This is a genomic window from Streptomyces albipurpureus, assembly GCF_023701525.1.
GTDB classification, from domain to species: Bacteria; Actinomycetota; Actinomycetes; order Streptomycetales; family Streptomycetaceae; genus Streptomyces; species Streptomyces albipurpureus.
On sequence record NZ_JAMQAW010000036.1, the window covers coordinates 478,553 to 490,682 of the forward strand.

The following is a 12,130-nucleotide window of genomic DNA, read 5'->3' on the forward strand; positions in this document are numbered from 1 at the left end:
GACACTGCTGGGCCCGGCGTACACCTATCGGTCAACGGGAACGCACGAAAGAGACGGGGCAGCAATGCGCACAACTCTTCGTACGGGCAGGACCGCCGCGGTATTAACCGCAGTTGTCGCGCTCACAGTGGCCGGATGTGGTGGCGATGGCGACGGTGAGGGTAAACCAGAGAAATCCGGTGACACCAAGGGTTCAGCCCCCACATCCACCCTCCAACTCCCCAAGTTGAACGGGGAGAAAGTGCAAGTGGCCGCCGTCTGGAGCGGCCCCGAGCAAGAGAATTTCGTCAGGGTTCTCGATGAGTTCGAGAAGCGGACCGGTGCCGAAGTCACCTTTGTGCCGGCGCAGGACCCGATCGTCAACTTCCTTGGTACGAAGATTGCCGGCGGAAGCCCTCCCGACGTGGCGATGCTCCCGCAGCCGGGCGCCATCCAGCAGGCGGTCCAACGCAAGTGGGCCAAGCCCGTCGGACCGGAAGCCAAGGCGCAGTTGACGAAGAACTACTCCATGGGCTGGCAGCAGATCGGCCAGGTCAAGGGCGAGCAGTACGGCGTCTATTACAAGGCCGCCAACAAGTCCCTGATCTGGTACAACAGCGCCGCATTCGAGAATGCGGGCGCGCAGGAACCCAAGACCTGGAAGGACTTCATCACCACCGCCGAAACGGTGTCCGCCTCCGGTGTCACCCCCGTCTCGGTGGCGGGCGCTGACGGGTGGACGCTCACCGACTGGTTCGAGAACATCTACCTCTCCCAGGCGGGCCCGGAGAAATACGACCAGCTCGCCCAGCACAAGATCAAATGGACCGATCCCTCGGTGAAGGCGGCCCTGACGACGTTGGCCGAGCTCTTCGGTAAGCCGAATCTCATCGCGGGTGGGGCGGACGGCGCGCTCCAGACGGAGTTCCCGGCGTCGGTCACCCAGACCTTCACCGGCGGTGACCAGCCCAAGGGAGCCATGGTCTTCGAGGGCGACTTCGTCACTGTCAACATCGCCCAGACGGATGCCAAGATCGGTACGGATGCCAAGGTGTTCCCCTTCCCAGCCGTGGGCGCGGAACCCCCGGTGGTCACGGGCGGGGACGCGGCCGTGGCGCTGAAGGACAGCAAGGGCGCGCAGGCGCTGCTGACGTTCCTGGCCTCACCGGACGCGGCGGCGATCTCGGCGGCGGCGGGCGGATTCCTCTCCCCCAACAAGTCACTGGATCTCGCCGCCTACCCCAATGACGTACTGCGCGATATCGCCAAGGCCCTGATCGCGTCGGGCGATGATTTCCGCTTCGATATGTCGGACCAGATGCCGCAGTCCTTCGGCGGTACTCCGGGCAAGGGTTTCTGGAAGGCGCTCCAGGACTTTCTGAAGAATCCCAAGAACATCGCGGGAACCCAGCAGCAGCTGGAGTCCGACGCCGCCAAGGCGTACAAGAGCTAACGGATGGCAACCGCAGCAAAAGCGGGGGGCCCGGGGCAACCGGGCCCACCCACTCCGCAGCGTAAGAGCGTGACCGGCACCCATAGGCTCATCGCGGCCAGCTTTCTGCTGCCCGCACTGGTGTTGCTCGGCGCGCTCGTGGTCTACCCCATCGGGTACTCGGTCTATCGGTCGTTCTTCGATCGGTCCGGCGAGGGTTTCGCGGGACTGGACAACTACCTGGAGATCTTCACCGACGACACGATCTTCACCGCGGTGAAGAACAACGCGGTCTGGGTGGTGGTCGCCCCCGCGGTCGCCACCGTGCTCGGGTTGATCTTCGCCGTACTCACCGAACGCGTCCGCTGGGGAACGGCGTTCAAGCTGATCATCTTTATGCCGATGGCGATCTCCATGCTCGCGGCCGGCATCATCTTCCGACTGGTCTACGAGCAGGAACCCGATCGCGGTGTCGCCAACGCGGTCTGGGTGGGCGTCCATGACACCTTCGCCGAGTCAGCGGGCTTCCCCAGAGCGCGTCCGCTGCCGGTGCATCCGCTGACGGCGGGCGGCGGTGGGTCGTTCATCACCAAGGAGCCGGTGTCGGCCGGCACTCAGGCGCTGCTGCCCCTGGTGGGCGTGGCTCCGGCGAAGATGCCGGACGACGCCCGGCCGGCGAAGCCCGCGCCTGCCGCGTCCGGTTCGGAGATCAAGGGCACGGCCTGGTTGGACTTCACCCGGGGTGGCGGTGGAAAGCCCAATGCCATCGACGGCACGGAGTTGGGCCTCAAGGGCATCAAGGTCGAGGCCGTCAAGGACGGCACGGTGGTCGCGTCGGCCCGGGCGAAGGCGGACGGGACGTTCTCCCTTCCCGCCTCGGCGGACGGTGCGCTGCTACGACTGCCCGCCGAGAACTTCCGGGAGCCCTACAACGGCGTCAACTGGCTCGGTCCATCCCTGGTGACTCCGGCGATCATCGGCAGCTATGTCTGGATGTGGGCCGGTTTCGCGATGGTGCTCATCGCCGCGGGGTTGGCCAGTGTGCCCCGTGAGTTGCTGGAGGCGGCGCGGATGGACGGCGCCAATGAGTGGCAGGTCTTCCGCCGAGTGACCGTACCGCTCCTGGCACCGGTGCTCGCGGTGGTGCTGGTCACCCTGATGATCAACGTGCTGAAGATCTTCGACCTGGTGTACATCATCGCGCCCGGTTCCTCCCAAGACGATGCGAACGTCCTGGCGCTCCAGCTCTACCGCTCATCGTTTGGCACGGACTCGCACCTGGGGCTGGGCAGTGCCATTGCGGTGCTCTTGCTGTTGCTGGTGCTCCCGGTGATGTTCGTGAACATCCGTCGGATGCGAAGGGAGAGCCGCCGATGACACCGAGGACTCCTCCGGGAGCACGCGATGGTTCGGTCAAGGCCAAGCAGTCACTTCCGGCGCGGATAGCGACCCGGACCGGTGGCGGCGCGATGCGCGTCTTCCTGATCCTGGTCGGACTGTTCTGGCTGATGCCGACCTTCGGTCTGCTGATCTCCTCGCTGCGCGATCCCGCCGACATCGCCGCCAGCGGCTGGTGGAAGGTGTTCACCGAGCCGGCCCAGCTCACCGCGGCGAACTACGAACGGCTGCTGGAGAACGAGGCGATCACCGATTCCCTCTGGTCCAGTGTGGCGATCACCGTGCCGGCGACCGTGCTGGTGGTGGTGATCGGGGCGCTCGCCGGATACGCCTTCGCCTGGATGGATTTCCCGGGCCGTGACTGGTGGTTCATGGGGGTCGTGGCGCTGCTGGTGGTGCCCGTACAGGTGGCGCTGGTACCGGTGTCCAAACTCTTCGGTGAGATCGGGATCTTCGAGACCACGCTGGGGGTGATCCTGTTCCATGTCGCCTTTGGACTGCCCTTCGCCATTTTCCTCTTGCGGAACTTCTTCGCTGAGATTCCACGGGAGTTGTTGGAGGCGGCCCGCCTGGACGGCGCAGGTGAACTGCGGCTCTTCACCCAGGTGGTGATGCCACTGGGGGCGCCAGCGATCGCCTCACTGGGGATCTTCCAGTTCCTGTGGGTGTGGAACGACATGCTGGTCGCGCTGATCTTCGCGGACTCGGAGGGCGCACCGATCACGGTGGCGCTTCAGCGACAGGTACGGCAGTTCGGGAACAACATCGATGTGCTGGCGTCCGGGGCGTTTCTGTCGATGGTGATTCCGCTGGCGGTCTTCTTCGCCTTCCAGCGGCACTTTGTGTCGGGGGTGATGGCGGGGGCGGTGAAGTAACCGGCCCGACCAGCGGCCCGCAGGGCTTTCGGACCCCTTGGCCACCGAACTCCCTGCGGGCCTCGACACCCGCAGACCCGTACCCGCACGCCCGCCAGACCCCTACGCCCTCACACCCGCACACCCGCCGGACCCCTACGCCCTCACACCCGCACACCCGCCGGACCCTTACGCCCCTCGCACGCTCAGAGCCCCTGTACCACCGAGCCGCTTCGTCGGTTCCAGCGTGCCGGAAGGCTCTCCGGGACAGCCCTGAGGCGGCGCGCATCAGTATCGGCGTCCGACGCGCGCCGCCTCTTGGGGAAGGGCCCAGCGGCTTTGGGCCCATGGACCGGGACTCACCCGTCGAAGACATCCATCCGACAGGCCTCAGGGCAGGGTGAGCTCAGCCCATACCCGTTTGCCCCAGTCCAATGGCTCGGTACCCCAGCGGCACGCAAGGGCGGAGATCACGGCCAGCCCCCGTCCCCGCTCCTCCTGCACGCTCGCCTCGCGTATCAGGGGCTGACGGGTGGAACCGTCGACGACCGCTACCCGGATCACCGAGCGGGAGGGGCGGGAGACGACCATATGGATCAGCCGGCACCCGGAGTGCTCCACGCTGTTGGCGACCAGCTCGCTCGCCACCAGCACGGTGGTATCCGTGAGCTCCGCCATGTCCCACTTCAGCAGTGCGGCCGTCACCAGCACTCTGGCTCTGCGCACCGACTGCGGTACGCAATCCAGCACTTCGCTGTAGCTCGGACATCCGATGGGGACGGATTCAGCTTTCGTCATCATGTGAGCCTCATGACAAGTGGGGGGGCGCGGGGGGACCCGCTTCCGCCACGACGGGGGCTGAGGGCGGAAGCGGGGGCGGCTGCCTGGCAGGGGCAGCCAGGCGCTCATACAACCGCCTCGGCATCAGGCCAGGGCAGGAAAAACCGGGCGGGGCTGGTTGCGCGCGACCGGAAATTTCGAGTCCAGGAACCGGAACGTAGACCTCAACAGCCACACACAGAACCGCTAACGTGAGCCTCGTGACTCCAAACGTCCGCCTGAAAACAGCGGTGGAGGAAGCAGGGTTCACCCAGGCCGAGTTGGTCGAGAAGCTGAATGAGCAGCTGAGGACCGCAGGGCATCGGGGCACCGTGAGCGACAGGACCGTCCGCTACTGGCTAACCGGAAAATCCCGCTGGCCGCACCCACGCCAACGGGCCGCGTTAGAGGCAGTATTCGGGCGTCCAACCGTCGAGCTCGGCTTCGTTCCTCCGGAGGGCCCCTTGCTCCGCCGCACCTTCCTTGCCTCCACCACGGCCACAGCGGCCGGTTCCACACTGCCCACCACCCCGAGCACGACCGGCAGGGTGGGCACATCGGACGTGGCCAGGCTGCGCGCCAGCCTGGACGGTCTGATGGCGCTGGATGACGCACGCGGTGGCCATGCCGCCCTGGAACGGACCGCGCTCAGCGGGGCGGCCGAGTGTCTGGGCAGTCAGAGTCGGGCCAGTTCGCAGCGGGTCCGGCAGCGACTTCTGGGGCTCGCCGCCGATTTCACCGCGACCGCCGCCTGGTCCAACATCGACGCGCGTCACCTGGGGCGGGCGCAGGGCCAACTCAAGGAGGCGCTCTATCTGGCGCGGATGGCCGACGACCCCACGGCCGAGATGCGGGTCTGGAACTCGGTGGCGATGCTGGCCCATCAGCGCAAGGAGCACAACCAGGCCGTCGACGCCGCCCATGCGGCACAGGCGACCGCGATCACCCGGCGCGACCCGCTGTTCGCTTCGCTGGCCCACGCCCGTACCGCAGTCGGCCATGCGAACAAGGGAGACCGTCAGCCCGCGCTGCGCTCACTCGGCTTCGCCGAGGACCTGCTCGGCAAGGCGAACCCCAGCACCCCCCGGCCGTCGTGGATCGCCTTCTACGGTCCGGCCGAGTTATACGCGCTGAGCGCCATCGTCCAGGACCGGCTGGGCGACGCGGCCGAGGCGGAAGCCGCCTCGCACAAGGCACTGGCGGTGCTGCCCGGTCAGTTCCGCCGCAACAGGGCCCTGGCGACCGCCCGGCTCGGACTCGCCCAACTCCATCAGGGCGATACCGAGCAGGCCTGCGACACGGCGTCCACGGTCTTCGACCTGATGGCGGGCGGACAGTTGCCCGGGCGCATGCGCTCACTGATGAGCGACTTCTACCGCGATCTACAGGAACAGGCCCTGACCTGCCCGGTGGCCCGAGCATGGGGCGACCGCTACCGCGACCAGTGGAGTCGAAAGTGAATGTCGAGCTACGGCGGTACGGTCACGGCGATCTACCCGGTATTCGACAGGTGCTCTTGGATGTACACGCCGATTCCTACTCGGACCAGGCCGGCGACCCTTTTGTTCAGCGTTTCCCCTGGTTCGTCGACCACTGGGGCGGCAATCCCGGCTTTTCCTGTGTCATCGGCTATGAGGGCGGTGAACCCGTCGGATTCGTCTACGGTGCTCCAACGGGGGCCGGTCGGGAGTGGTGGCGCGAGTATCTGGCCGCCACCCCGGACAATCCGTCGACCTTCGCGGTCTCGGAACTGATGGTACGACCGCGATGGCGCAAGACCGGCGTCTCGGCGCGGTTGCATGAATCGCTGCTGAGGGCGCGTAGCGAGCATATGGCCGTACTGCTGGTCGACACCACGCACCCGCGGGTGCAGGCGCTGTACGAGTCCTGGCAGTACCGCAAGATCGGTGAGCGTCAGCCGTTCCCCGACTCGCCGCTGTACGCGGTGATGCTGCGCACCCTGCGCTAGGAGCGTCACGGCCCACCACGGCAGCCTGGTCAGAGGTAGGGCCACCAGCATCTTCACCGCAGGGAGGCTCACCTTCGCCATCCGAGGGCTCCTTCACCTGCAAGGCTCCCCGACCTCCCTTAAATCTGAACATAACCGGAAAATCACCTAAAGCGGACTAAAGTACCGGCCGATGACGCTCCATCGGATCGCCCCGCTACCGGTCGGCCACCCGCTCTCCCTGGGCCCGAGAAAATCCCGTCCGGCCCGGATCGCCAGCCGGCGCACCGCCGCACTCGTCGGCGGCTGGACGGCGACCAGGATCGGGATGGTCATACTCCTGCTCATCGACCAACTCGGTGACTCCGGTGTGGCGGGCGAGGTGCACACCCTCTACCGCACCTGGTACGAACAGCTCATCCAGGGCGCCTTCCCCCTCGATGACCCCACCTGGCAGTACCCGCCGGGCGCCGCCCTGGTCTTCCTCTCCCCCGCCCTTCTGCCGTGGCTGACCTACTTCCAGGCCTTTGTCGTCGTGATCCTTCTCGCCGACGCCGTGATCACCCTGGCCCTGGCGCGAGCCGGCGTACAGGGTGCTTGGCTCTGGGTGGGCGGGCTGCCCCTGCTGCTGAACCTGCCACTGGCCCGCTATGACGTCCCCGTCACCGCCGTCGCGGTCCTCGCGCTCCTCGCCGCGCGCCGCCATCCACGGACGGCTGGGGCGCTCGCCGGCATCGGAGCGATGATCAAGGTCTGGCCGTTGCTCACCGTCCTGGGCGCCCCTCCGGGACGTACGACGCGCGCCGTCTGGACCTCGGCCGCCGCATCCGCCGCCGCACTACTGATCGTCCTGGGATGGGGATTCAGCCATGCCCTGAGCTTTCTACGGCAGCAGGGCGACCGGGGTGTACAGATCGAGTCGCTGGGCGGGACGGCGCTGCAACTCGCTCGCCAAGCCGGCTGGAAGGGCGAGGTCCGATTCCAGTACGGGGCATTCGAGCTGGTCGGACCCTATGTCACCGAGACGGCCCGACTCTCGTTGGTCCTCAGCGCGCTGGCCCTTGGGTGGCTGCTCCTGTGGCGCGTACGGGCCCGGCACTGGACGTCGGCGACCGCGCTGGATGCCGCCTTCGCGGCCGTACTGCTGTTCACCGTCACCAGCCGGGTCATCAGCCCGCAGTATCTGGTCTGGCTGCTCGGCCTCGCGGCTGTCTGCCTCACTTCCCGAGCGACCACCCAGCGCCCGGTCGCCCTACTGATACTGCCCGCGGCCGCCCTGAGCGCCCTGGCCTTCCCCTTGCTGTACGAGGACGTGGTCGCCGGCACCCCGCTCGGCTGTGCGCTGATGGTGCTGCGAAACGGTCTTCTGCTGGGCGCCGCACTGGTGTCCTGCCGCCGGCTCTGGGGGGCGAGCACAGCACGACAGGGGGCATCCCGTCGATCGGGACACCCCCTGTGAGCTGCCGCTCGGGCAGTGCGCTGAATCAGCTGTGGGTACGCAGCAGCTGACGCATGGTCCGCATCGCGACCGACAGATTCGCCAGGTCGAAGGTGTCGGAACCCTGGATCTCCTCCAGCGTGCCGCGCGCGCGGGCGAGGATCGAGGCGTTCTTCTCCTCCCAGGTGGTGAACCGCTCCTGCGGGGTGGAGCTGCCGTTGCCCACCGAGAGCACGTCCGCCGTCAGCATCGCGTGCGCCGCGTACAGATCCTCACGGATGGAGGCACGGGCCATGGACTGCCAGCGATCCTCCCGCGGCAGCTCGATGATCCGGTCCATCAGCTGGGTGATCCGCAGCCGGTCGGCGAGGTCGTAGTACACCTCGGCGACCGCCATCGGCTCCTTCTTCGTCCGGTCGGCGATGGCGACGATGTCCAGGGTCGGGAAGGCGGAGGAGAACCCGGCGACCCGGGCGGCCAGCTCTTCGGGCACGCCCGCCTCGGTCAGCTCCTTGACGATGCCGTGGTACCAGTCGAGATCCTCGCCCCGCAGCAGCTTCGCCAGCTGGCCCCAGACCTGTTCCACGCGCTCGGCGAAGAACTCCACGGTCTCGGCCAGCTCCAGCGGCTGCGGACGGTTGCCGAGGAGCCAGCGGGTGCCCCGCTCCACCAGTCGCCGTGAGTGCAGCCGGATACGGGTCTGGACATCGGCCGCGACCTTGTTGTCCAGGGCCTCGACCGCGTCCCAGACCTTGCTGAGGCCGAAGATCGCGCGGGCCGCGGTCTGCGCCCGTACCACCTCTTCGATCGATGCGCCGGTCTCCTCGCGGAGCCGGTGCAGGAAGGTCGAACCACCCGCGTTGACGGTGTCATTGACCAGGACGGTGGTGATGATCTCCCGGTGCAGTGCGTGGCTGTCGACGGCCTCGGGGTACTTCTCGCGCAGCGGCTTGGGGAAGTAGGCGTGCAGCAGCCTGCGCAGATAAGGATCGTCCGGCAGTGAGGTGGCGATCAGCTCATCGGCGATCGTGATCTTCGTGTACGCGAGGAGAACGGCCAACTCCGGCTCGCTCAGGCCCTTGCCGCTGTTCAGCAGCTCACGGATCTGTCGATCGGTCGGCAGATACTCCAGCTCACGGTTGAGCGCGCCATCTCGGCCGAGTCGTCGCATATAGCGCTGGTGGGCGTGGAGCAGCGAGGGCGACTGGGCGACGGCGTTGGCCAGTGCGGTGTTCTGTGCGTAGTTGTTGCGCAGAACGAGCGCGCCGACCTCGTCCGTCATCTTCGCCAGGAGCACATTGCGCTGCTTGACGGTGAGATCGCCGTCGGCGACCAGACCATTGAGCAGGATCTTGATGTTCACCTCGTGGTCAGAGGTGTCCACACCCGCGCTGTTGTCGATGGCGTCGGTGTTGATCCGGCCGCCGGTGCGATTGAACTCGATCCGGCCGAGCTGGGTCAGTCCGAGGTTGCCGCCTTCGCCGACGGCCTTGACCCGTAGGTCCTCGCCGTTGACCCGGATGGCGTCATTGGCCTTGTCGCCGACGTCCGCGTTGGATTCGCTGGCCGCCTTGACGTACGTACCGATGCCGCCGTTCCACAGCAGATCCACCGGGGCGTGCAGCACGGCCCGCATGAGTTCCGCGGGGGTGAGCTTGGAGACCCCGGCCTCGATGCCGAGCGCCGCGCGCATCTGCGCGTTGACGGGGATCGACTTGGCGGTACGGGGGTGAATACCGCCGCCTTGGGAGAGGAGGCTCTTGTCGTAGTCGGCCCAACTGGAACGGGGCAGATCGAAGAGCCGGCGGCGCTCCGCGAAGGAGGTGGCCGCGTCGGGGGTGGGATCGATGAAGATATGCCGGTGGTCGAAGGCGGCCACCAGCCGGATGTGCTCGCTGAGCAGCATGCCGTTGCCGAAGACATCGCCGGACATGTCGCCGACACCGACGACGGTGAAGTCCTCGGTCTGGGTGTCGTGTCCTAGCTCGCGGAAGTGTCGCTTGACGGACTCCCAAGCACCGCGGGCGGTGATGCCCATGCCCTTGTGGTCGTAGCCGGCGGAGCCGCCGGAGGCAAAGGCGTCTCCCAGCCAGAAGTTGTAGGCGACCGCGACTTCGTTGGCGATATCGGAGAAGGAGGCGGTTCCCTTGTCGGCGGCGACGACGAGGTAGGTGTCGTCCTCGTCATGGCGTACCACGTCGGTCGGCGGGACGACCTCGCCCGCGACCAGGTTGTCCGTGATGTCGAGCAGGGCCGAGATAAAGGTCTTGTAGGAGGCGACGCCCTCGGCGAGCCAGGCGTCCCGGTCCACGGAGGGGTCCGGCAGCTGCTTGGCGACGAACCCGCCCTTGGCGCCGACCGGCACGATCACGGTGTTCTTCACCATCTGTGCCTTGACCAGGCCGAGGATCTCCGTACGGAAGTCCTCACGCCGATCGGACCAGCGCAGCCCGCCACGCGCCACCTTGCCGAAGCGCAGATGAACGCCCTCGACACGGGGGGAGTAGACCCAGATCTCATACGCCGGACGGGGCGCGGGGAGATCCGGGATGGCCGTGGGGTCGAACTTCATCGAGACATAGCTGTGGAAGGCGCCGCTGTCCGCCTTCTGGAAGAAGTTGGTCCGCAGGGTCGCCTTGATCACGGTGAGGAAGGAACGCAGAATGCGGTCCTCGTCCAGGCTCGCCACCTGGTCGAGCGCACCGTCGAGCTCTTCCATGAGCCCATCGATCAGCTCGGTGCCGGCGCGCTGGCGGCTGGGCGACATCCTGGCCTCGAAGAGGGAGACCAGCAGCCGGGTGGTGTGGACGTTGTTACGGAGGGTGTCCTCCATATAGTCCTGGCTGAAGGTCGCGCCCGCTTGGCGCAGATACTTGGCGTAGGTGCGGAGCACCACCGCCTGGCGCCAGTTGAGGCCGGCCCCCAGGACGAGGGAGTTGAATCCGTCGTTCTCCGCCTCACCGGTCCATACGGCGGCGAAGGCCTCCTGGAAGCGGTCCCGAGCGTCATTGGCGAGATGGTCGCCGTTTCCGCTGGTGCGGGGCATCCGCAGACCGAAGTCATAGATCCACACAAGCGAGCGGTCAGCGCACCGGAGCTCGTACGGGCGCTCGTCGACGACCTCGCAGCCAAGGCGCTGGAGCACCGGCAGCACGGCGGAGAGCGAGACCTGCTCACCGGTGCGGTAGATCTTGAAGCGACGCTCACCGGGGGCCGCGCCGACCGGCTCGTACAGGGAGAGCGCGAAATTGCGGCCGGAGTCGGTCAGCGCTTCGATGTGGACCAGGTCGGCGACGGCGGAGCGCGGTGAGTGGTCGGCCTTGTAGCCCTCGGGGAGTGCGTTGCCATACCGGCGGAGCAGCTCGGCGGCATGCTCCTCACCCAACTCGGCGTTCAGGGCGTCGGAGAAGCCATCGGCCCAGGAGCGGGCGGCTTCGACGAGGCGCCCCTCGATGCGCTCGGTGTCGGCGTCGGTGAGGTGGGGCAGCTCGGTGCCGGGGGCGACCCGGACCACGAAGTGGATACGGGAGAGGATCGACTCCGTGTTCCACGCGGTGAAGTCGACGCTGGCGCCGCCGAGCTCCTCCTTGAGGATGTCGATCAGTCGCAGCCGTACGCCGGTGGTGTAGCGGTCGCGCGGCAGATAGACGAGGGCGGAGTAGTAGCGGCCGTACTCATCCTGTCGCAGGTAGAGCCGCAGCCGGCGACGCTCTTGGAGGTAGAGGACGCTGGTGGCGATGGTGCGGAGCTGGTCGACGGGGGTCTGGAACAGCTCGTCACGCGGGTAGGTCTCCAGGATCTGGAGCAGATCCCGGCCGTCGTGGCTGTTGGGCGAGAAGCCCGCGCCATCGAGGACCTCGGCAACCCGTCGGCGGATGACCGGGACACGACGAACCGACTCGGTGTACGCGGCGGAGGAGAAGAGCCCGAGGAAGCGGCGCTCGCCGACGACATTGCCGTCCGCGTCGAACTTCTTGACCCCGACGTAGTCCAGGTAGCTGGGGCGATGGACGGTGGCACGGCTGTTCGCCTTGGTCATCACGAGCAGCTTGTGCTCACGGGCCTTGGCCCGGGCGTCTGCGGGGAGCCTGCTGAACGACGGGCTGACCGGGTGGTCCTCGTCCTCGCTGTGGGGCGGGTCGGAGCGGAGGATGCCGAGTCCGGTGCCGGGTACGGCCGAGAGCGCGTCACTGTCCGTAAGGGTGTACTCGCGGTAGCCCAAGAAGGTGAAGTGATCAGCCGCAAGCCAGCGCAGTAGCTCA

The 12,130-nt window shown here is 67.1% G+C and carries 8 protein-coding genes; 6 read left to right on the plus strand and 2 right to left on the minus strand.

Annotated elements, in window-relative coordinates:
- Window positions 1-64 precede the first annotated feature (64 nt).
- From NBG84_RS29145 to NBG84_RS29155, 3 genes are read left to right on the plus strand one after another with little or no spacing between them, the layout of a single operon-like run.
- The gene (locus tag NBG84_RS29145) at window positions 65-1,432 is read left to right on the plus strand and encodes an ABC transporter substrate-binding protein (RefSeq protein ID WP_250922602.1); all 1,368 of its coding nucleotides are present in this window, start codon (window positions 65-67) and stop codon (window positions 1,430-1,432) included.
- Between the two features lie 3 nt (window positions 1,433-1,435).
- Window positions 1,436-2,788: a carbohydrate ABC transporter permease gene (locus NBG84_RS29150; RefSeq protein ID WP_250922603.1), complete on the plus strand. Its 1,353-nt coding sequence runs from the start codon at window positions 1,436-1,438 to the stop codon at window positions 2,786-2,788.
- Window positions 2,785-3,684, plus strand: coding sequence for a carbohydrate ABC transporter permease (locus NBG84_RS29155; RefSeq protein ID WP_250922604.1), 900 nt, complete (start codon window positions 2,785-2,787; stop codon window positions 3,682-3,684). The genes NBG84_RS29150 and NBG84_RS29155 overlap by 4 nt, the downstream gene beginning before the upstream one ends.
- A 369-nt stretch (window positions 3,685-4,053) precedes the next feature.
- Here the strand turns inward: NBG84_RS29155 and NBG84_RS29160 are convergent, their stop codons facing one another.
- A complete protein-coding gene (locus NBG84_RS29160; RefSeq protein ID WP_250922605.1) occupies window positions 4,054-4,461 on the minus strand; it encodes an ATP-binding protein in 408 nt (135 codons plus the stop codon).
- Window positions 4,462-4,703: 242 nt separating this feature from the next.
- Here NBG84_RS29160 and NBG84_RS29165 point away from each other — a divergent pair, with 242 nt between their 5' ends.
- The 3 genes from NBG84_RS29165 to NBG84_RS29175 all read left to right on the plus strand — a co-directional run bounded on the left by NBG84_RS29165 (window position 4,704) and on the right by NBG84_RS29175 (window position 7,889).
- Window positions 4,704-5,942: an NsdA family TPR-like regulatory protein gene (locus NBG84_RS29165; RefSeq protein ID WP_250922606.1), complete on the plus strand. Its 1,239-nt coding sequence runs from the start codon at window positions 4,704-4,706 to the stop codon at window positions 5,940-5,942.
- Window positions 5,903-6,451: a GNAT family N-acetyltransferase gene (locus NBG84_RS29170; protein ID WP_250922607.1), complete on the plus strand. Its 549-nt coding sequence runs from the start codon at window positions 5,903-5,905 to the stop codon at window positions 6,449-6,451. The genes NBG84_RS29165 and NBG84_RS29170 overlap by 40 nt, the downstream gene beginning before the upstream one ends.
- Window positions 6,452-6,623: 172 nt before the next feature.
- Entirely contained in the window at window positions 6,624-7,889 is a 1,266-nt protein-coding gene (locus NBG84_RS29175) for a glycosyltransferase family 87 protein (RefSeq protein ID WP_250922608.1), read from the plus strand.
- A 25-nt stretch (window positions 7,890-7,914) separates the two neighbouring features.
- Here the strand turns inward: NBG84_RS29175 and NBG84_RS29180 are convergent.
- Window positions 7,915-12,130 (minus strand): NAD-glutamate dehydrogenase (locus NBG84_RS29180; protein ID WP_250922609.1); only part of this gene is annotated, 4,216 nt, incomplete at its 5' end.